Source organism: Rhodomicrobium lacus, assembly GCF_003992725.1.
Taxonomy (GTDB): domain Bacteria; phylum Pseudomonadota; class Alphaproteobacteria; order Rhizobiales; family Rhodomicrobiaceae; genus Rhodomicrobium; species Rhodomicrobium lacus.
Genome location: NZ_RZNF01000002.1, coordinates 118,498 through 140,102 on the forward strand (window position 1 = coordinate 118,498; position 21,605 = coordinate 140,102).

General features: G+C 64.7%; 15 protein-coding genes and 1 pseudogene. 7 read left to right on the plus strand and 9 right to left on the minus strand.

The window, feature by feature from the left end; all coding sequences use genetic code 11:
- Positions 1-68: 68 nt before the first annotated feature.
- From EK416_RS01255 to EK416_RS01275, 5 genes are all read right to left on the minus strand, one after another.
- Entirely contained in the window at positions 69-3,185 is a 3,117-nt protein-coding gene (locus tag EK416_RS01255) for an efflux RND transporter permease subunit (protein WP_127075522.1), read from the minus strand.
- Entirely contained in the window at positions 3,182-6,709 is a 3,528-nt protein-coding gene (locus EK416_RS01260) for an efflux RND transporter permease subunit (RefSeq protein ID WP_245433900.1), read from the minus strand. The genes EK416_RS01255 and EK416_RS01260 overlap by 4 nt, the downstream gene beginning before the upstream one ends.
- Positions 6,706-7,995: an efflux RND transporter periplasmic adaptor subunit gene (locus tag EK416_RS01265; RefSeq protein ID WP_127075524.1), complete on the minus strand. Its 1,290-nt coding sequence runs from the start codon at positions 7,993-7,995 to the stop codon at positions 6,706-6,708. Before EK416_RS01265 ends, EK416_RS01260 begins: the two co-directional genes overlap by 4 nt.
- A complete protein-coding gene (locus tag EK416_RS01270; RefSeq protein ID WP_127075526.1) occupies positions 7,992-9,476 on the minus strand; it encodes an efflux transporter outer membrane subunit in 1,485 nt (494 codons plus the stop codon). The genes EK416_RS01265 and EK416_RS01270 overlap by 4 nt, the downstream gene beginning before the upstream one ends.
- Positions 9,477-9,697: 221 nt before the next feature.
- On the minus strand, positions 9,698-10,354 hold the full coding sequence (locus EK416_RS01275) for a peptidoglycan-binding domain-containing protein (protein WP_127075528.1): 657 nt from the start codon (positions 10,352-10,354) through the stop codon (positions 9,698-9,700).
- Between the two features lie 227 nt (positions 10,355-10,581).
- Here EK416_RS01275 and EK416_RS01280 point away from each other — a divergent pair, with 227 nt between their 5' ends.
- Both EK416_RS01280 and EK416_RS01285 read left to right on the plus strand, forming a co-directional pair.
- Positions 10,582-10,998, plus strand: coding sequence for a DUF5330 domain-containing protein (locus EK416_RS01280; RefSeq protein ID WP_127075530.1), 417 nt, complete (start codon positions 10,582-10,584; stop codon positions 10,996-10,998).
- Positions 10,999-11,136: 138 nt separating this feature from the next.
- Complete coding sequence (locus EK416_RS01285) at positions 11,137-11,637, plus strand: hypothetical protein (protein WP_127075532.1); 501 nt, start codon at positions 11,137-11,139, stop codon at positions 11,635-11,637.
- A gap of 6 nt (positions 11,638-11,643) precedes the next feature.
- Here EK416_RS01285 and EK416_RS01290 read toward each other — a convergent pair whose 3' ends face one another.
- On the minus strand, positions 11,644-12,309 hold the full coding sequence (locus EK416_RS01290) for a DUF1007 family protein (RefSeq protein WP_127075534.1): 666 nt from the start codon (positions 12,307-12,309) through the stop codon (positions 11,644-11,646).
- Positions 12,310-12,508: 199 nt separating this feature from the next.
- On the opposite strand from EK416_RS01290, the gene EK416_RS01295 reads away from it, so the two are divergent.
- The 4 genes from EK416_RS01295 to EK416_RS01310 are packed head-to-tail and all read left to right on the plus strand — an operon-like array spanning position 12,509 to position 15,731.
- Positions 12,509-13,123: a DUF2796 domain-containing protein gene (locus tag EK416_RS01295; RefSeq protein ID WP_127075536.1), complete on the plus strand. Its 615-nt coding sequence runs from the start codon at positions 12,509-12,511 to the stop codon at positions 13,121-13,123.
- Positions 13,116-13,886, plus strand: a complete 771-nt coding sequence (locus EK416_RS01300) for an ABC transporter ATP-binding protein (RefSeq protein WP_245433901.1) — start codon at positions 13,116-13,118, stop codon at positions 13,884-13,886. Before EK416_RS01295 ends, EK416_RS01300 begins: the two co-directional genes overlap by 8 nt.
- Entirely contained in the window at positions 13,883-15,142 is a 1,260-nt protein-coding gene (locus tag EK416_RS01305) for an ABC transporter permease (RefSeq protein ID WP_127075538.1), read from the plus strand. The genes EK416_RS01300 and EK416_RS01305 overlap by 4 nt, the downstream gene beginning before the upstream one ends.
- 13 nt (positions 15,143-15,155) lie before the next feature.
- Positions 15,156-15,731 (plus strand): DUF3299 domain-containing protein, encoded by a 576-nt coding sequence (locus EK416_RS01310; RefSeq protein ID WP_127075540.1) that lies wholly within the window; start codon positions 15,156-15,158, stop codon positions 15,729-15,731.
- A gap of 20 nt (positions 15,732-15,751) precedes the next feature.
- On the opposite strand, the gene EK416_RS01315 is transcribed toward EK416_RS01310, so the two are convergent.
- From EK416_RS01315 to EK416_RS01325, 3 genes and pseudogenes are all read right to left on the minus strand, one after another.
- A complete protein-coding gene (locus EK416_RS01315) occupies positions 15,752-16,975 on the minus strand; it encodes an NnrS family protein (RefSeq protein ID WP_127075542.1) in 1,224 nt (407 codons plus the stop codon).
- Positions 16,976-17,081: 106 nt separating this feature from the next.
- Positions 17,082-17,777, minus strand: coding sequence for a Crp/Fnr family transcriptional regulator (locus EK416_RS01320; RefSeq protein WP_127075544.1), 696 nt, complete (start codon positions 17,775-17,777; stop codon positions 17,082-17,084).
- Positions 17,778-17,914: 137 nt separating this feature from the next.
- A pseudogene (locus EK416_RS01325) lies at positions 17,915-20,204 on the minus strand (heavy metal translocating P-type ATPase).
- A 275-nt stretch (positions 20,205-20,479) separates the two neighbouring features.
- On the opposite strand from EK416_RS01325, the gene EK416_RS01330 reads away from it, so the two are divergent.
- Positions 20,480-21,592, plus strand: coding sequence for a cytochrome D1 domain-containing protein (locus tag EK416_RS01330; RefSeq protein WP_127075546.1), 1,113 nt, complete (start codon positions 20,480-20,482; stop codon positions 21,590-21,592).
- The last annotated feature ends 13 nt before the right edge of the window (positions 21,593-21,605 follow it).

Sequence of the window (21,605 nt, forward strand, 5' to 3'; positions counted from 1 at the left end):
CAGATATTTCGCCGACAAGGACGTCGTTTCGGTCTCCATGGTGAAGCTTCTTGTCGTTCAGTCGGGCGTCAAGCCGCTTCCGGCTGTGCGGCGGCTTTCGCTGCGCGCGCCGCCCGCCGCTTCCGCCACCGCAGCTTGTCGAGCCACAGATAGATCACCGGCGTCGTGTAGATCGTGAGGAGCTGCGAGACGGCGAGGCCGCCCACGATGGTGAGCCCCAGCGGCGTGCGAAGCTCCGAGCCCGGCCCCGACGCGAAGACGAGCGGCAGCGCGCCGAACATCGCCGCGAGCGTCGTCATGAGGATCGGCCGGAAGCGCTCGATGCAGGCGAGGCGTATCGCGTCCTCGCTCGACAGGCCGCGCCGCCTTTCCGCGTCGAGAGCGAAGTCGACAAGCATGATGCCGTTCTTCTTCACGAGGCCGATGAGCAGGATGATGCCGATCAGCGAGATGATCGACAGCGTCTCGCCCGCCGCGTGCATCACGAGCAGCGCGCCGAAACCCGCCGAAGGCAGCGTCGACAGGATCGTCAGCGGATGCACGAGGTCTTCGTAGAGAATGCCGAGCACGATGTAGACCGTGACGAGGGCGGCCAGGATCAGAAGCAGGGTCGACGAACTCTGCTGCTGCTGGGCCAGCGTCTCGCCCGAAAGCTCGAAGTGAAGTTGCTCCGGCAGGCCGAGATCGCGGCCGGCATCCAGAATTTTCGGAACCACCGTGCCAAGCGCCACGCCGGGCGAGAGGTTGAAGCTGACGGTCGCTGACGGAAACTGCCCGGTATGGCGCACCGAAAGCGGCGTCTGGGTCATGGTTATGGTTGCCACGGACGACAACGGCACCTGCTGGCTTGCGCTTCCCTTGACATAGATGCTTTCGAGGCCCTGGAGACTGCTCTGGATCGCAGGATCCGCTTCGAGAATGACATTGTACTGGTTGCGCAGGCTGTAGACGGTGGAGACGGCGCGCTGCGAGAACGCGTTGTTCAAGGCCGCGTTGACGTCTGCGACCGAGACGCCGAACTTCGCTGCCTTGACCCTGTCGATGGTCACCGTTACCTGCGGGCCGCCTGCCTCGCGGTCCGAATTGACATCGATGACGCCTGGGATGCGCTTCATCGCGGCCTGCGCCTTCGGCAGCCACTCGGCGATTTCCTTCAGGTCCGGTCCCCAGAGCGTCACCTGATATTGCGAGCGCGACTGCCGGCCGCCGAACATGATTTCCTGTCCGGGCATCATGAAGATGTCGACACCCTTGATTACAGCAAATTTTGGCCGAAGCCTGTTGATGACCGCCATCGCGGAGTCCTTGCGCTCCCCGATGGGCTTGAGCGACACGAAGAACCGCGCTTCGTTGCTCTGGCTCGATCCCGGTCCGCCGCCCGCGCCGATGGACGACGCCACACCCTCGATCGCGGGATCCTGCGTGAGGATGGCCGTCACCTGCTCCTGAATCTTCTCCACCGCTTCAAATGACGATTCGGGAGACGCCCGCGCAAAACCCATGATGAGCCCCGTGTCGCCGGTCGGGATCAGCCCCTTGGGAACCACGATGAAGAGCTGGATCGTGAAGGCGAGCGCGGCAAACGTCACCACGAGCATGAGCCAACGATGGCGCAGGCCGTATGTCAGCGAGCGTTCGTAGCGGGCGAGAAGCCATTCGAAGAAGGGCTCGACGCGGCGGTCGAGCCACGTCTCGCGCGGGCGGGGCAGGCTGCGGATGAAGCGCGCGCACACCATCGGCGTCAGCGTGAGCGAAACGATGGCGGAGATGAGGATGGCGTAGGTGAGCGTCCAGGCGAACTCACCGAACAGCCGCCCGATCATGCCCCCCATGAACAGGAGCGGAATGAAGGCGGCGATCAGCGACAACGAGATCGAGACGATGGTGAAGCCGATCTGGCGAGAGCCGACGAGCGCGGCCTGCATCGGCTTCATGCCGGCTTCCATGTTCCGGTAGCAATTCTCGATCACGACGATGGCGTCGTCCACCACGAAGCCGACCGAGATCGTCAGCGCGAGAAGCGAGATGTTGTCGAGGCTGTAGCCCGAAGCCCACATGAGCGCGACCGTGCCCGCGAGCGAAAGCGGCACCGCCGCGCCTGCCGCGAGTGTCGGCACGATACGGCGCAGGAACAGCAGCACCACGAGCATCACAAGCGCCACGCACACGATCAGCGTATGCTGGATGTCGGCGATGCTGGCGCGGATGGTCTGGGTGCGGTCGTTGAGGACCGTCAGCTTGACGTCTGCGGGCAGAAGGCGCTGCAGTTCCGGCAGGAGCGCATAGACGTTGTCGATGGTCTCGATGACGTTCGCATCGGACGTCTTGAAGATGATGAGGATGACCGCATTCTCGCGGTTGAAGAACCCGGCCGACAGGCGGTTGCTGGTGCTGTCCGAAACCTGCGCGACATCGCCGATGCGCACCACATCGCCGTTTTTCACCTTGACGACGAGAGGCTCGTAGTCGGCGGCCTTCGAGAGCTGACCGTTCACGGTGACGATGGTGGACTTTTCCGCGCCGTCGAGCACGCCGATGGGCACGAGCGAATTTGCCTGCGTTATGGCGGTGCGAACATCCTCTGCGCTAAGGCCACGCGTCTTAAGGGCGCCGGGATCGGTGACGATGCGCACGGCGGGCGTCTGTGCGCCGCCGATCATCACTTCGGCGATGCCGCTGACCTGACTGATGCGGGTTGAGGCGATGAGATCGCCGAGGTCGTAAAGGTCGGTCGGCCGCCTGACGGGCGAAGTCATCGCCATGATCATGATGGGGGCGGCGGCGGCGTTTGCCTTGCGGATGGTTGGGCGCCGCGTCAGGGTGGAGGGCAGGTCCGATTGCGCGGCGTTGATGGCTGCCTGAACGTCGCGCGCGGCGTCGTCGGCATTACGCGACAGGTCGAACTGGACCTGGATACTCGTCGAGCCGAGCGAACTCGTGGAGGTAAGTTCCTTCACGCCCGCGATTTCGCCGATCCGGCGCTCCAGCGGCGCGGCGATGGTGGCGGCGACGGTTTCCGGGTCCGCGCCGGGAAGGTTCGCGCCGACGCGCACGGCCGGCATGTCGACATTCGGCAGGCTCGCCACCGGCAGCGCCGAATAGGCTACGATGCCCGCGAGAAACAGCCCGATGGAAAGAAGAATCGTGCCGATGGGCCGCCGAATGAAAGGCGCGGAAATATTCATGACACGGGCTTGTCCGGCGGCGGCAGCGCGAGCGGTTCATCCGGCGACGGGAGAGCCTGACTCTCCGCGGGCGAGGGGAGCAAAAGCCAGTCCGCGCGCGGCGGCAGCATTGGAAGCGGCGGTGTGCCGAGAAGGGGCAGCAGAACGGCGGCGCCGCCTCCGCCGGTTCCTCGCGGCGAGCCGCCTCTCGGTCCGGGATCGGGCAGACCCGGCTCCGGTCTCAGCGCGGGCGGGGGGTAGTTCGGTTCGTCGAAGCCGAAGCGGCGTTCGAGCCTGCGCTTAAGCCCGTCCATGGCGAGATAGATCACGGGTGTCGTGTAGAGCGTAAGAAGCTGCGAAAGAAGCAGCCCGCCGATGATGGTGACGCCGAGCGGCAAGCGAAGCTCCGAGCCGGGACCGCTTCCGATAACGAGCGGCAGCGCGCCGAGCAGCGCCGCGACCGTCGTCATCATGATCGGGCGGAAGCGCAAAAGGCACGCCTCGCGGATCGCCTCGAACGGCGCGAGCCCGCGCGTGCGCTCCGCGTCGAGCGCGAAGTCGATCATGATGATCGCGTTCTTCTTCACGATGCCCATGAGAAGAATGATGCCGATCAGCGCGATGAACGAGAACTCCATGCCGAGGATTTCGAGCGCGAGAAGCGCGCCGATGCCGGCGGAAGGCAGCGTCGTCAGAATCGTGAACGGGTGGATGAAGCTCTCGTAGAGCACGCCGAGGATGATGTAGATCGTGACCACGGCGGCGAGGATGAGGAGCGGCTGGTTTGCGAGCGAGGCATTGAACTCCGCCGCCGCCCCCGTATAGCTGCCGACGATGGAGGACGGGAGCGCGATGCGGCTCTGCGCATCCGTCACGGCCTGCACGGCGGCGTCGAGCGAGAAGCCCGGCGCGACGTCGAAGCTTATGGTCGCCGCCGGATATTGCTGCACGTGGTTGACGGACAAGGGCGCGATGGCGCGCTCGATCACCGAGAAGGACGACAGGGGAACCTGCGAGCCGACGCCGGTCCCGCTCGCGGCCGTGGCGGTGATGGAAGCGTTCGTCGAGCCGCTCGCCGTTGCGTTTCCGGTCGAGGCGTTGCCCGAAGTCGAATTCGAAATCGCCGTACCCGGCACGTAGATCGAGCCGAGTGCGGCTGTGTCGGTCTGGAAGGCCGGATCGACTTCGAGCACGACGCGGTACTGGTTCGACTGCCCGTATATCGTGGAAATCTGCCGCTGGCCGAAAGCGTCGTAGAGCGTATCGTTCAGCGCCTGCATGGTGACGCCGAGGCGACCGGCTATCACGCGGTCCGTCCTGATCAAGACCGCGTTGCCATCCTCCTGAAGGTCGGAGGCGACATGGATCAGGCGGCGGTCGCGGCTCAACTCGGCTTCGAGTTTCTTCGCCCAGCCGGAGAAGCCCTCGCGGTCGAGCCCTACGATGACATATTGATATTGCGTGCGGCTTCGCGCCGTGCCGATCTGGATGTCCTGCACGATCTGGAAAGTCGTGCGGAGCCCCGGAAAATCGGCGGTGGCCTGCGTCAGACGCTTAAGAATTTCAGGCGCGGTCGCCTTGCGCTCATTCTTGGGCTTCAGCGTGAGCGCGAGATGCGCGGCATTCGGCGTGGCGTTCGTTGTGCCGACGCCGATCACCGAAACCACGCCCAGCACGTCGGGATCGCGGCGGATGATTCGTTCCACCTCGGCCTGAAGCGCGTTGATGCGCTCGAACGAGACGCCCGGCGCGGCCACAGTCTCTGCGGTAAGGAAACCGGTGTCCTGATCCGGCAGGAAGCCTTTCGGGATCGCGATATAGAGAACGACGGTAAGCACGAAGGTTGCGGCCGCCACCAGCAGCATGAGGCGGCGCGCGTTCAGCGCCCAGTCGAGTGTTACGCGGTAAACCGACAAAAGAGCGTCGAACGGCGCCTCGAAGGCGCGCGAATACCATGGAGCGGCCTCGCCGTGGCGCGGCGCGCGCAGGAGACGGGCCGCCATCATCGGTGTGAGCGTCAGCGCCACGATCATCGACGTGACGACGGCGGCGGTGAGCGTCAACGCGAACTCGCGGAAAAGGCGCCCGACGATCCCCTCCATGAACAGGAGCGGAATGAAAACCGCGATGAGCGACAGCGTCAGCGAAACGATGGTGAAGCCGATCTCGCCCGCGCCCTTGTAGGCCGCCGCGAGCGGTTTCTCGCCCTTCTCGATGTAGCGCATCACGTTCTCGATCATGACGATGGCGTCGTCGACGACGAAGCCCGTCGCGATGGTCAGCGCCATGAGCGAGAGATTGTTGAGCGAAAAGCCCGCGTAATACATCACGCCGAACGCCGCCATCAGCGACAGCGGCAGCGTTATGCCCGCGACGATCGTGGCCGAGAAGGTGCGCAGGAACAGCAGCACCACCATGACGACGAGCGCGACCGAGAGGACGAGCGTGAATTGCACCTCTTCGACTGACGCGCGGATCGTGCCCGTGCGGTCGGCGACGATATCGAGCTTGACGCCCGCCGGGAGCGCGTCGACGAGCTTCGGCAGGATCTTTTTCAACTCATCGACGGTGCCGACGATGTTCGCGCTCGGCTGGCGCTGCACGTCGATGACGACGGCGGGCGTGCCGTTGTAGCGGGCGGCGACGCGTTCGTTTTCGAGCCCGGCGACGACGGTCGCCACGTCGCGCAGCAGCACGGGCGCCTTGTTGCGATAGGCCACGACCACGTCTTCATAGGCGCGCGCGCTTTCAAGCTGGTCGTTCGCGCCGACGATGTAGGATTTTTCCGGTCCGCTGATGAGGCCTTTGGAGCCGGTTACATTGGCGTTCGCGATGGCCGAGCGCATGGTTTCGAGCGCGATGCCTAGCGAGCCCAGTTGCAGCGGATTCGCCTGAATGCGGATTGCGGGCCGGATATTGCCCTGCACGGTCACGCGGCCCACGCCTGCCACCTGCGAAAGCCTCGGTGCGAGCAGCGTGTCGGCAAAGTCCGACAGTCGTTCGAGCGCGACGCTTTGCGAGGTGAGAGCGATGGTCACGATGGGCGGGTCGGACGGGTTCACCTTCGCGTAGACGGGGGGGTAGGGGAGATTCTGCGGCAGCGATCCGCCCGCCGCGCTGATCGCGGACTGCACGTCCTGTCCCGCCGCGTTGATATCGCGGTTCAGCATGAAGCGCAGCGTGATCTGCGAGAGCCCCTCCGAACTTGTCGAACTCATGTTTTCGAGCGAGGGGATCTGTCCCAACTGGCGTTCGAGCGGCGCTGTCACGAGGCGCGCCATGGTGTCGGCGTTCGCGCCGGGAAGACGCGTCGTCACCTGAATGACGGGGAAATCCACCTGCGGCAGCGATGAGATCGGCAGCAGCGAATAGGCGAGAGCGCTCGCGAGGAAAATCGCCAGCGCGAGAAGCGAGGTTGCGATGGGACGCGCTATGAAGGGCGCGGAAATGCCGGATGGCGCGCCGCCGCCCGGCGCGTGGTCGGCTTCAGCCGCAGCGGCGTTGTGCGCCGCCGATGCTGGCTTATCCGCCGTCGGCTCGCTCATGGGCGCCCTGCGGCTTCAGGTTTCGCTCCTTCGGGCTTTGCCGCGTCGGCTCCCTTGCCGTGACGTTCGCCCCGCTTCCGCTCGCCGTTCTCGGCCGGAGCAGCGCCGGGCGCCTGCTCACCATCCAGCTTGAGCTTCGAGCCGTCCTGAAGGTTCGAGAAACCGCTTGTCACAATGACGTCGCCTGCCGCGACGCCTTCGCCGATCACCGCGTCCTTCTCGCCTTCCTGCACCACCTTGACGGAAACGATGCTTGCCGTGTTCTCCGGCGTGACGCGGTAGACAAAGGCTCCGTTCGCGCCCTGCTGAATGGCGGCGGAGGGAACCACCACGGCATTTTCGAGCGTCCTCAACCGAAGCTTGACGTTCACGAACTGCCCCGGCCAAAGCCGGTTCTCGTCGTTCGGGAACGTGCCCTTTATTTTCACGGTGCCGGTCGTCTGGTCGATCTGGTTATCGATCACGGCCACGGTGCCCTCGCCGAGCAAGCGGCCACCGGCCTGCGCCTGAAGCGGAAGCGGCGATTTCGCATGCGCTTCGATTATGTCGGAGACGGCGCTTTCCGGCAGCGTGAACACGATGGAAATCGGCCGAAGCTGGGTGATGACGACGATGCCGGTGGAATCGCTCGACGTGACGAGGTTGCCCGCGTCGACCTGCCGGATGCCGGTGCGCCCGTCGATGGGCGCGCGGATGGTGGTGTAGTCGAGGTTCGCGCGCGCCGTATCGATGGCGGCCTGATCCTGCTTCACCTGCGCTTCGTATTGCTGGACGGCGGATTTCGCGGTGTCGGCCTGCTGTTGCGAGGTGTAGTTCTGACCGACGAGGCTCGAATAGCGGGCCGCGTCGCGCCGCGCATTCGCGAGCAGCGCCTCGTCCTGTGCCTTCTTGGCGACGGCTTCGTCATAGGCCGCCTGATAGAGGACGGGGTCGATACGGGCGAGCACATCGCCCGCCTTGACCTCCTGCCCCTCGCGGTAATTCACCTCGACGAGGCGGCCGGAAACCTGCGCGCGGACGGTCGCCGTGTTGAAAGCCTGCACCGTGCCGACGCCTGAGAGCCAGACGGGCACGTTTTCGAGACGCGCGGGCCTTGTCGTCGCGGAGACGGCCTGATCGCCGCGACGGAACCCGCCGCCGGGGGGGCCACCGCCTGGAGGTCCGCCCGCCGTGCCGAATGCGTCGCCGCGCCGCTCTGACGTGCCGAAGATGCGGTCGCTATAAACGAATAACGCTAGAAACGCCGTGATCAGAAGGAAGATCAACCAGGGCAGGAGCCTCTTCATGGCGTGGCCCTTTTTACATCGATGAGGGATGGAACTTCAGCGAGCGTTACGCCCTCGGGCTTGCTCCAGCCGCCGCCGAGAGCGCGATAGAGCGAAACGGCGGCTTCGAGGCGCGCCTGCCGAACGAGCGCGAGGCTGTTTTCGGCAGAAAACAGGGTTTGCTGGATGGAAAGCAGCGTCGTGATGTCGATGATGCCGCCCTGAAGCTGCGCCTGCGAAATCTCGTAGGCGCGGCGCGCGGCCTGCACGGCCTCGCGCTGGAGCCGCTCCTGTTCGGCGGTCTTGCGGTAAGCCACAAGCGCGTCTTCCACATCCTGGAAAGCGGCGATGATGGTCTTCTTGTAGGTCGCGAGGACCTCCGTATAGAGGGCGCGGTTCTGGTCCAGCGTCGCCTGCAATTCGACCATGTTCGTGATGGGCTGGGTCAGGCCCGCCGCCGCATTGTAGAAGGTGCTTTGCGGCTGGAAGAGAGAGGCCAGCGCCGCGCTCTGGAAGCCGCCCGCGCCCGTAAGCTGGATCGAGGGGAACATGGCCGCGCGCGCCTTCGAGACCGCGAAGCGCTGGGCGGCGAGCGTCGCCTCGGCGTCGGCGATATCGGGACGGCGGCACAGCAGTTCCGAGGGAAGCCCCGCCGGTATCTGCGGCACTGCGATGGCGTAAAGGTCGTCGGCGCGCCACGAGAAGAACTCCGGCGCGCGGCCGACGAGCACCGCGAGGGCATGCTTGTATTGCTCAAGCTGGCGTTGAAGCGGCGGGATCGTCACCTTGACATTGGCGACGAGCGTTTCCTGCTGCGCCACGTCGAGCCCCGAGGTCGTGCCGGCCTTGTTGCGCGCGACGATGGCGTCGAGCGTTTTTTGCGCGATGGCAAGGTTCGCCTTTGCGATGTCGATCTGCTTCTGTGTCGCAACGGCGTCGAAATAGGTGGTTGCGATGGTCGCGTCGGTGGTAATGGCGACGGTTGCCGCCGCGTAATCGGCGGCTGCCTGCGAGGCGATGGCCGAGGCGACGCCAGAGCGGTTCTTGCCCCAGAAGTCGAGTTCGTAGCTCGCGCCGAGCTGGCCCACGACCGTGTCCGCGCGCACGGCGCGCCCGGTTGCGTGGCTGAAGGAGCGCGTGCCGCTGCCATCGGCCTGAATGGTGGGAATGAGCGCCTGACTGGCGACGCGAACCTGCGCCTCGGCCTGCTCGACGCGGGCGATGGCAGCGGCGATGTCGAGGTTGAAGCCGCGCCCTGCCGCGATCAGGTCGGTGAGTTTCCTGGAGCGGAACGCCGCGAAGTCGTAAGGGCTGCCTGCGGGGTGCTGCGAGGGCCGCGCGCTCTTTCCCCTGTAAGCGTCCGGGATCGCGATCTGCGGTGACGCCACGTTGGGATCGAGGCCCGTACAGCCACCCGCCGATAGCGCGCCGATAAGCACGGCTGCCGCCGCGCCTCGCAAAAGTCGCGTTTTTCCGCCTGTCGGCGCGTTGTCGCGTCGCATGGTGCCCAACAAGTTGCCCGCCCCGGACTCTCTCTGCCCCCAGAGATTCGCCAGCCCGGAACACTTTCAATTTAGACTGTTACGAGGTAACGCGATAAAGGCTACATTAATTATGTATCGAAACGCTTCATACGCAACTTACTGAAATGCAGTGTCTTTTTCGCATCTCGCGCCGTTGTCGGACGAAAATGCGAACGCAACGCGAAGGCGAGTCGGCAGCATCAGCCCGCTGCCGGCAGCATCGGCTGGCCTGAAAATGCGATGAGTTCAAGAAGCGTCTCGTCCGTCAGGCGACCGGTGACGGGGATGCCGCGATGGCGCTCGAAATCCTTGATGGCGTTCGACGTCCAGACATCGAGGCGGCCTGAAAACGTCCCTCTGAAGAAGCCGAGGCCAAGAAGCGCCTTTTGCGTCTCGACGACGAGCTTCGGATTCAGTTCGGCGCGATCGGCGAACGCGCCGTGCGGCCCATGATTTGTGTCGAAAAGGACACGCTTCAGCAGCGCCTCGGTCGGCTCACCGGTGAGCGGCATTGCGTTGTCGAACTGATAGGCCAACACCGCGAGCCGAAGCCCGTTTTCGCCATGCTGCAACTGCTCCGAGTAGCCCCGCTGTCCAAGCTCGCGATAAAGCGCGACATGCATGCGCGGCCCCTTCACGGTCGGGAGCGAGACCTGCTTGATGCCGCCGCCGGACAGGGCCGGAGCGACAGGCGATGCCTTGTCGTGCGGGAATTGCGTCACCGAAACGGACGTGCTGGGCAATCCGTTTGGATCGAACAGGCGCGCGCGATCCTGCAGGAACAGCGCGTTGCCCGCTGTCGCAAGAAAGATCGCCATCATGGCGAAAAGGGCCAGACGTGCTCGAAACCTGATCATGTCCGTTATAATTGCACAAAACCCAATTTGACGAAAGATTGTTTGTGAGCGGAAGGGCGGGGGAAACTAAGAATGGACCCTTACCCAGTCGTTAACGAGCATCCAAAAATTGCAGCCAAATAGATTTCGATAAAAATTTATTAAACTACAGGATCGCGCATTTCTCGTTCCTTCGCGGGCGAGACTTACGATCGTCTCACCTGGAAAAACGATGCGGGTGAGGGGTCATGTTTTTCGTGTTGCGTCTCGTTTTCTGGCTTGGCCTTGTGTGTCTGCTCCTGCCCGGCGTCGGAGGTGACGCGGGACGGCATATTTCTTCGGTCGAGCAGACGGCAACGGATGTCAAGGGCTTCTGCGATCGGAACGAAGCCGTCTGCGAGGATGCCCGGGCGACGATGACGCTTGTGCTGGCAAGGCTCAAGAGCGGCGCGCAGGCGGCGCAAGCGTGGCTCGACGAGCAGAAGAGACAGAATCCGGGGCTTCAGGGACCGGTGCGCGAGGCAAAAATTCCCTCGATCGACCAATCTCTCCCGGCCAGCGCTCCGCGGCCGGTGGTGAAGTGGCATGACAACCTTCGCGCGGCGGACCGGGATATTCCCTGGCAGGAACCGCAAGGCGCTGCAAGCGGCCCTCGCCGGCTTTGAGCCGCTTGCCTGTCGGAAGTGCGACAATCTGGCAGGATGCTTTCCACCCGTCACGACGAAAAGGCCGAATTTCCGGATATTTGCCCGTGGCATGCTCCTTGCTTCGATCCGAAAGGACAAGCAGGAGCCTCGAAGCCCATGTCCGACGCCAAGATCTTGTCCATCGCACGCGAAGACCTCGTGAGCTTCGGCGATATCCCCGCCGAGACGAACGCTCTTCTGCAACGTGGTGTTCTCGCCTACCGCAACGACCCGGAAGCCGCGGAGGAGCTTTTTCGCGAAGCTCTGGCTCTCGATCCGGCGCAATTGCCGGTCTATTATTGCCTCTACAAGATCTATGCCTATCGTGGCCTTCTCGACAACGCGCTGGCGGTCGCCGAGGCGGGGCTTGCCGAAGCCGCGCGGCAGGCAGGCTGGAGCGACGATTTTCGCGCTTGGGAACGCGGGGCCGTTTCATCCGGCGGCCCGGAGCGTTTTGCGCTTTATACGTTGAAGGCGCTGGCGTTCATCCATCTGCGGCGCGGCGAAGCCTCTTCCGCGCAAGCCTGCCTCGACAAGCTCGCGGAGCTTGCACCCGATCAGGAGCTGGATTTCACCGTCGTCGCGGCGCTCGCGGAAAAGGTAGCCGAGCGCTTCTGAACCCGCTCATTGATGGTCGCAGCGAAACGTGACGCGCTCGGCAAACTGCGAGCCGATGTTGCTCGCCGGATCGATGTTCTCGCCAAGCTGCGACAGCTTCTTCTCCTGACCCACGGCGCGGTCGCCCACATGCGGCGTGCAGAGGGGCGGCTTCACTCCGGCGGGAGCGGCAAGCTTCACCGGATCGTCCTTCGCGAAGGTGAGCGAGACATACATGCCGGGATCGTAGATGGAGAAATTGAAGTCCTTCAGGTGTTCGCGCGGTACGGGTTTTTCCAGCGGCAGCGTGAAGTAGAGCGTCAGCATGTCGTCCTTGTGCTCAAGACGATAGTCGGATGTCGGTTCCTTCAGCGCGACCCTTGTCTTGCCGACAAAGGCGTAAGTGAAATATTCGAATTCCTTAAGCGCCTCGACATTGGTTTGGGCCAGCGGCTTCAACTCCTCCTCGCTGTAGACACCATCGCCGTTCGTATCCATGCCTTCAATGGCGAAGGAGGTGTAGAACTGGTCGAAAGTCCATTTATGGCGGAAGGCGACGACCTCGCCGTTTTGCCCCAGCTGCAATTCGGTGTGCATTGTCACCCACACGTGCGGATGCGCCGGGACAAGCGCCGTCTGGGCGGCAAGCGCGAACAGGATGAGGCCGAGGCGGGAAAACCAACGCTGTATCATGGTCTTGCTTTCAAATGCCAGCGCCTGTGGAACAGCACGGAATTCCGGCTTTTTGAAGTGTGCCAAATCCTGCTGCCTGCGTTGTCGATCCACAATGGCGACACAAATGTAATACTATAACGTTACACGCAGGCGGCCTGCGGAGCGTCTTCCGGCAGTACCGCTCTATGCTACCCGGCAAAACTCGCGAGACCTTCCCATGGAAATCCTGAAAACGATCCCTCTGGCCGCGCTCCTGTCGGCCTGCGCCCTCACAGCATCTCAGGCTGAAGAGCATCGCCAACTCGGCGCGCATGTGCACGGGCACGGCAAGCTCAACATCGCCCTCGAAAAGAACGTCCTCTCGATCGAACTCGAAGCGCCCGGCGCGGACATCGTCGGCTTCGAGCATGAAGCGGCCACGGAGGAAGACAAGGCCAAGCTCGAAAAGGCGAAAGATAGGCTCGAAAAAGGGCTTGAGCTTTTCACGCCCCCCGCGGCCGCAGGCTGCAAGCAGAGCCTCGTGGCGGTCAATCTCAAAGCCGAGCATGAAGAAGAGGGCGGCGAGGAGCATGAGAAACACGAGCACGATAAGCATGCCGACGCCAAGGATGACGACCACGACCACGAGGGCGGCGAGCATCACCACTCGGAATTCCACGTCGAATATTCTTTCCAATGCTCCGCGCCGGACAAGATCACGAGCCTGACCTTCGGCTACTTCAAGCACTTTCCGAATGCGCAGGAACTCGATGTGTCTGTCATCACACCGAAGGGTCAATCGAGCTACGAAGTGACGAAGGACAAGCCGAAGCTCGAACTTAAAGGTGTCTGAGTTGATCGCTTCACCGTTACCTTCCACCGAGGACAAGCCGCGCCGCCACGAAGGTGGCGCGGACGTCGTCCGCATCGACAGTGTGCGGTTCACATGGCCGGGCCGCAATCCGTTCGCGCTCCGCATCGACGGCTTTTCCCTGGGACGAGGTGAGCGGCTCTTGCTGATCGGCCCCTCGGGCAGCGGCAAGTCCACGTTTCTGAGCCTGCTCGCCGGGATCGCGAAGCCCGACGCGGGCAAGATCGATGTGCTGGGCACCGACATCGCGCGGCTCGACGGCGCGGCCCGCGACCGCTTCCGCGCCGAGCACTACGGGATCATCTTCCAGATGTTCAACCTCCTGCCTTACGGCTCTGTGCTCGACAATGTGTTGCTGCCGCTGAGCTTCTCGCCGTCACGGACAAAGCGGGCCGATGAGCGCGGCGGCGGACGCGCCGAAGCCGCGCGGCTCCTCGCCAATCTCGGGATCGAGCCTTCGCTGATCGCGAGCGGCAATGCTGCGAGCCTCAGCGTCGGCCAGCAGCAGCGGGTCGCCGCGGCCCGCGCGCTCATCGGCTCGCCCGAAATCGTCATCGCCGACGAGCCGACATCGTCGCTCGACCGCAACCGCCAGCAGGCTTTTCTCGACCTCCTGTTCGCGGAGGTAGAAGAGGCGGGCGCGACCCTCGTCATGGTGAGCCACGACGAGAGCCTCGCGGGGCGCTTTTCGCGCGTCGCCGACCTTGCCGAAATCGCGCAAACCTCGCGCGGGGGGCGGTCATGATTATCGTTCGCCTCGCGCTGCAGTCGCTCGCCAACCGCCGGCTGACGGCGTGCCTCACGATCCTTTCCATCGCGCTCAGCGTGATGCTTCTGCTCGGCGTCGAGAAGGTGCGCACCGGCGCGCGCCAGAGTTTCGCCGACACGATATCCGGCACCGACCTCATCGTCGGCGCGCGGTCCGGCAATCTGAACCTGCTGCTCTATTCGGTCTTCCGCATCGGCAACGCGACCAACAATATCACCTGGAAGACCTATCAGGACATCAAGCAGCACCCGGACATCGGGTGGATCGTGCCGATCTCGCTCGGCGACAGCCATCGCGGCTTCCGCGTCATGGGCACCGTGCCCGAGTATTTCACGCATTATCATTACCGGCGCGGCCAGCCGCTCGCCTTCGCGGCGGGCGAGCCCTTCCGCGATCTGTTCGATGCGGTCATCGGCGCCGACGTTGCCGAACAGCTCGGCTACAAGGTGGGCGACAGGATCGTCGTCGCGCATGGCGCGGGCGCGGTGTCTTTCGTCGAGCACGACGACAAGCCGTTTCGCGTATCGGGCATTCTCGCGAAGACCGGGACGCCGGTCGACCGCACTGTGCATGTTAGCCTCGAAGCCATCGAAGCGATCCATGTCGACTGGCAGAGCGGCTCGCGCGATCCGACGAAGGCCGTGTCTGCCGACGTCGTGCGCAAGATGGATCTGACGCCCAAGGCGATCACGGCTGCATTCGTGGGGCTCAAGTCGCGGCTCGCCGCCTTTCGCGTGCAGCGCGAGGTGAACAATTATCGGCAGGAGCCGCTTTCCGCGATTCTTCCGGGCGCGACGCTTCAGGAGCTTTGGGGCCTCGTCGGCACAGCGGAAACCGCGCTTTCGGCTGTCTCCGGCATGGTGGTCGTCACGGCGCTGCTCGGCATGGTGACGATGATCCTGACGACGCTCAACGAGCGCCGCCGCGAAATGGCGATCCTGCGTTCGGTCGGCGCGCGGCCCTCCACGATCCTTTCGCTGCTCGTCGTCGAGGCGGGCGTGCTGACTTTTCTGGGGGTTCTCGCCGGAACGCTGTTGCTCTATGGCGCATTGATCGGGCTTCAGCCCTATATTGACCGCACTTACGGGCTTCACATCGCGGTCGATCCGCCGAGCGCGGATCAGTTGAAGATCCTCGGCGGCATCCTGGCGGCGGGTTTCCTTGCGGGGCTGTTGCCTGCGCTTCGCGCCTATCGCCTCTCGCTCGCGGACGGCATGACGGTCCGCACCTGACGGAGAAGGACAGATGAAGAGACTGGCGGCGGCATGCGTGGTGCTTCTGTTGACGGCGGCTTTCGTGCCGATCGACAACGAGCCGCCGGTTGAAATCGGGTGGAGCAAGCTTGTTCCGCCCGCGCCCGTCGCCCCGCCGAACGTGAAGTCGAAAAGCTTCCTGTCGGGCGCGACGCCGTCGCCCGCGCTCGGCGGCAGCGAGCCGCCACCGCCGCTGCTTCCGCCCGGCGAGGACAGGCCGTGGCTTTCCGAGCGGCGCAATCAGCCGGGGGCGGGCGCTCCCGTGCCGGTGGTGCAGGAACTGGACGGCAAGCGCGTCAAGATCGGCGGCTATGTCGTGCCGCTCGATTTCGACGCGACGAACGTGAAGGAGTTTCTGCTTGTGCCCTTCGTCGGCGCCTGCATCCACGTTCCGCCGCCGCCGCCGAACCAGATCATCTACGTGAAGGTTGAGCAAGGGTTCGACGTGGCAGGCTCGTTCGATCCCGTGTGGGTGACGGGCAAGATTTCGGTCGCCTCGCAATTCACCGGGCTCGCCGAGACGGGCTACGCCATCGACGCGGACGCGGTCGAGACGCGCAAGGAGTAGCGCGCCCCGACCTTTCGGTCTTACCGGCGCTCGCACACGAGGATCGGCGCGTACCGGATCAGGAACAGGCCGAACGCCGCGAGCCAGAGCACGCCCGAAGCCGTATAAAAAAACATTGCGTGCTCGGGCAGGAACCCGGCGAGCGGCCGCGACAGTCCCGCCAGCACGAGCGTGACATAACTCGCCTGCGTGATGAGCGAGGCCGCCAGCGTCCGGCCCGTATGCGCGAGGCTCGCCCGCGTCATCACGGCCACGATCATGGTGGAGATGACACCTACGGTCAGGATGTGGAGCACCGACCATGTCGGCACGAGGTCGAGCGCGGCGGCGGCGATGGCGGCGAATGCGAGCGGCACGAACGCATAGGCGACATGCAGGATGAAGAGCAGCGGGTCGCTCGCCGCCTTCCAGCCGCGCCAGCGATAGAGGCGATAGCTCTGCATCGCGAAGGCGAGGCCCGCCGGGAACGCGGTCCAGGCGTTCGACGGCGCGGCGGTATAGAAGCCGAGCGCGACCGCTCCCACGGCTATGGCGGCGATGTCGTAGCGGCCGAACGGCACCGGCAGCGGCTTCCTGCCGAGGCGGTTGAGCCAGTTATGCGTGAAGCTCGGAACGATCCGGCCGCCGACCAGCATCACCATCACGGTAAAGGCCGAGACGCCGAGCCGCGCGGGGGTGGTCTCGTCGCCGCCGGTGATGACCGCCGCATGAAACCAGACGTTCGCGCCCGTCAGGAACAGCACCGCGGCGAGGATTTTCAGATCGCCCCATTTCTTCCCCGCGATGAGTTCCCGCGCCACGATGAAGGCGAGGGCAGGCAGAAACAGCGCGTCGATTGCGGCGGAGGCGGTGACGCCAAGCGTGTCCGGCGCAAGCATGGCGGCGCGCCCCGCGCACCAGATCGCAAACAGGGCCGCGAGCGGCCAGCCAGAGACGGGCAGGCGTCCCGTCCAGTTGGGTATGGCCGTCAGCAGGAAGCCCGCGAGCGCTGCGGTAGAGAAGCCGAACAGCAATTCATGCGCGTGCCAGTACGTCGCCCCATAGCTGCCGCCGATGGGCAGGTGTCCGGCAAGCGCCGCGATCCAGAGCGCCATCGAGGCGAAGGCCCATACGCCCGCCCCGAGGAAGAACGGCCGGAAGCCGTAGGAGAAGAGAACGGGGCCGGTGCGGGCGAGGCCGCGCGGTGTGCCTCCGCGCGGAGCGGCGGCGGGTCGGGGTGAGACGGTAGCTGTGGCGCTGGTCATGGGCGAAAATCCTTCGTTCGCCTCACTTTAGCGGAATTCCGGCGGGCGCCTGTTTGTCGCGGCGCAACTTCAGAAGCGGTTCGCTCCTGTTTCGGTCGGGAGAAGGTTAGTCGCGCGTTGCGTCGGCGAGCCTTGCGAGTTTCGCGGGATCGCGCACCACGAGCTTCCGGCGTCCACCTTCGACAAGCCCTTGCGCCTCCCACGCACTCAGGATGCGCGATACGGTGTGCAGCGTGGTGCCGGTCATCTCGGCGATGTCGCGCCGGCTGATGGGGAAATCGACGCGCGTGCCGCCGGCATCCGCCTTGCCCGCCTGATCGACGAGCCGCAGCACCGTGTGCGCCACGCGCCGCTCCACTTCCTGTGTCGACATTTCCCTGATGCGCGTATGCGCCTCATCGAGCCGCTGCCCGATGGTTCGTATCGCGTTCATGGCGAGATTCGGGTTCGCCTCGACGAAGGCGTTCCAGTTGGCGGAGGACCACCCCGCGACGACGCTGTCGACCACGGCCGTCGCGGTGCCGGGGTAATCGGGGCGGGAGAGCGCACAGGCGAAGCCCAGAAGGTCGCCCGGATTGACGATGCGGACGATGATCTGCTGCCCGTCGGCGGCGATCTGGTGGACCTTCAGGCGGCCGTCGAGCAGCAGATAGAAAGACGTGGCCGCCGCACCCTGTTCGAAGACGGCCGCTCCTTCGGCGACACGTCGCGCCGTGGCGCGCGCTGCGAGCAGCTCGATTTGCGCGTCGGTCATCGACCCAAACAGCGTAAATCCCTTGAACACGCCCTTGTCCAACGCCAAGATGACTGCCTTTCTCCTGGCCGCTCTTCGATCGTTTCCGAGCCGACAGCGGTACGCTTGGAACCCATCATACAGGAAAACGCCGGTCACCACTTCAAACGCAAGTCCCGTGAAATGGTGTTTTCGGCGAAACCGTTTCAGGCGCTTGCGAGGGACTCGTAAACGTCCTCCTCCTGCGCGTTGTGAAGGCGCACCAGAGACTCGAGGTTCTCGATGACCCGTTGCGCGTCGCGAATGAGATAACGGTCGGCGTCGCCCGATGACAGGCTCTCGGCAAGCCGCGCCAGAAGCCGAGCCAGGTGCAGGATTTCCCGATGCGCGCGGCTCATCGCCGACATGGCGGAAACATGCTCCGGAAATGTCGAGAGCTTCGGATAAAGCTCGCTTTCGTCGGCGCGTTCATGTCTGACGACGCTTTGCTGAACGATCCGGTTGGCTTCCTCGATGAGCGTCGCGGCGCTGCGGCCCGTCGCATCGTCAAGCGCGTCGGCGATCTCGCGCAAGCGATCGAGGCTCTTTTCCAGCGCGCGGTGATCCGCTCCGAAAAACTCGGCGGAAAGCCCTACCGATGCAAGAGGCGGTCGCTTCCTGCCCGCGCCGAGTGCCCGAAGGGCATTAAGGATCACCAGCACATCGATGGCTTCCTGAGAGATGGCGGCGGGAACGGGCGCCAGCCAGCCGAGCAGCGCCGCGATCATGGCGAGGCCGGAAAGGGCCATGCCGGCGACGATGCTCTCGCGCGCAATCGCGACCGTGCGGCGCGCGATCTGCACGGCTTCCGCCACCCGGTCGAGGCGGTCCACGAGAATGACGACGTCTGCGGCCTCGGACGAGGCCGTCGCACCGCGCGCGCCCATGGCGATACCGACATCGGCCGCGGCCAGAGCCGGGGCATCGTTTATGCCGTCTCCCACCATGACCGTCGCGTGGGCCTTGCGCTCGGTCGCAACGGCATCGACCTTGTCCGCAGGCGAGCGTTCGGCCAGAACCGTGTCGAGATCGAGAGCGGCGGCTATGGTTTCGGCGGCATCCGCCCGGTCGCCCCGTGACCATCACGATGCGGCGGACGCCCGACGCCCGCAGGGTCTGGATCGCGCGCGGCGCTTCCCTGCGCAGTTCGTCGGCGAAAAGCAGTGCGCCGATTACCTGACCGTTCCGCGCCACGAACACACAAAGAGCCGAACGCCAGCTGGCTCGCCGCAAGGCCCGCGTCGCCCAGTCGGGCAGGCTTCGTCCGCCGAAAATCAGTTCGGCGGATCCGGCCCTGACACGTTGCCCTGCCAACATGCCTTCGAGTCCCGAACCGGCCTCTTCACGGACATTCGCGGGGAAATCGAGTGAAAGCCCTCGATTTCTCGCGGCGGCGACGATGGCCGAGGCGATGACGTGATGGGAGGCTTGTTCGAGACCGGCTGCGAGGCGCAGCACTTCGTCGGCGTCCTCGCCCGGCGCCGTTTCTATGGCCGACAGGCGCGCTCCGCCGGCGGTCAGCGTGCCGGTCTTGTCGAACATCACGGTGTGGACGCGGCCGAGCGCTTCGAGCGGTGCGCCACCCTTGACGAGGATGCCATGCCGCGCGGCCCGGGAAACGCCCGCGATGAAGGCGACGGGAGCCGCAAGGATGAGAGGGCAGGGCGTAGAGGCGACGAGCACCGCCAAGGCGCGCATGGGATCGTCGGAAATCACCCACGCGATGGCGGCCAGCGCGAGCGTCGCCGGAAGCAGCAACAAGGCATAGCGGTCCGCCATGCGGATGAACGGCGCCTTCGCGGTCTGGGCGGCCGTCACCATCTTGACGATGCCCGCATAGGTGCTGTCGGCCGCCGAGGCGGTGGCCTGCATCTCGAAAGCTTCCCCCGCGTTGACGGCGCCGCTTCGCACCGGTTCGCCCGCCTTGCGTTCCACCGGGATGGGCTCGCCGGTCAGGGCCGATTCATCGAGCGTAGCCTTCGTGGCAAGGAGAGTTCCATCGGCCGGAACGATCTCGCCCGCGCGGACGAGGAGCCTGTCCCCGGTTCCGATCGCGTCGACCGACACGTCGTCGAGATGGTCGCCGACAAGCCGGTGAGCGAGGCGAGGGGCGCGGTCCAGCAGGTCTTTCAAATTGCGCTCGGCGCGAGTTACCGCGAAATCTTCGAGCGCGTTTCCGCCCGCATACATGACGGCCACGACGATCGCAGCGAGGTTCGCTCCAAGAAGGACCGCGGCCCCCATGCCGATGAAGGCCACGGCGTCGACGCCCATCCGGCCCGCAGCCAGATCGCGGGCGATGGATACGCCAAGCGCGAGGAGGACAGGCAGCGTGCCGAGAAGCCAGAATAACTGCGCAGTCTCCGGCCTTCGCAGGGAGTACGCCGCCAGCCCCGCCGCAAGCGCAACAAGCGAATAGAAGATCAGTCCGCGCCGTATGAACCGTTGACCGATCATCGCGGACCTTTCTTGCTGCCGGCAGGGGCGCCGTGCGCGTTCCTCGCCCCCGCCCTCCAGTTTTGACTGGAGGTGCGCATGGAGAGGTTGTGTCTTGTCGCACGACGCGCGAAACGGAGTGGCGGAACCTCGCGTTGCCTGTTATTCGATAGACTTGATCGAAAGAGTCTTGGCATAGCCTGAGAGCGAATAGCCGCCGGAAAGCGCGCCCGGAATCTTATGCGCAAAAGGTGTTGTGCGCCCTAACGTCGGCCTGAGGCCGAACGACAACCGATGTGATCAACGCTGTGAAGCCGTCCCTTTTTCGTCTCAGCCTCCTGCTGGTCCTCGTGATCCTGATGCGTCCGGCTTCAGCGTCAGACGGCCTTGCGAATGTTCAGCGGCTGGTCTTCGTGGCGGGGCGCGATACGACGTCGGTCGTTGCTGTCCGCACGGATACGGATACTCTCGTCGGCGGCATCGACCTTGGCGTGGTGCCGCGCGGCATTCAGGTCTCGGAGGCCCTGGCCAAGCTGGTGGCGATCGACGGGAAGAGCCCTGGCGTCTTCGTGGCGGATCTGGCTTCAGGCTTCGTCAGCGTTGTCCCGCTTCGGTTTGTGCCGGTACGCCTCGTCCTGACGACAGACGGGCGCACCGCGATAGCCGCAAAGGACGAGACCGGCGAAATCGCGCTTCTCGATCTGGCGGCGTTGCGAGAAAAAGTGCGGATCGATGGGCCAACCGGCATCCGCGATCTGATGGCCCGGCGAGACGGACGATCCATCTTCGTTGCCGCGAAATCCGTCGAAGGCGTCGCCGTTTACAACGCCTCGACCGGGAAACGAACCTCGATTATCGGTCGACGGCAGGCCAGCGCGCTGGCGCGCTCGCTTGTCGGACATGACGGCTTTGCCCTATCCGCCGAAGATGCGCGAGATGCGCGGTTCATCACACGCTTCGACATGGAGACCGGTGCCTTCTCGGAAATGCCGGGCCGCGGAGCGGCCATCTACCCGGCGATTCGTTGGCTTCTCCTTCCCGATCCCGCATCGCGGACCGTCGATCTGCTGCCGCTCGACGGTGGACGGAAGCCAACCCGGCTCGGCGCAGATGCGAGCGTCTACGCCGCTTACAGCGGACTTTTCGATACCGTCGCCTTCGTGCCCGGCGCGAAATCGGTTTTCGTCTACGATCTGGACAGGCTGAAGCCCCTGAACGAAATCCCGCTTCCGGGCGCGCCGGGGCCCGGTGTCGTCACGCCGGAAAGCACGAAGCTTTATCTTCCGGTCGCCAATGCGCGGGAGTTGCTCGTGATCGATGCCGCGTCGCGCGCCGTGGCCGGGCGGATAAAACTCGATTTTTCGCCGTCACTGGCCGTCATGGCTGGCGGCTATGGCGTGTGCCACTGAACAGAAGCCTGTC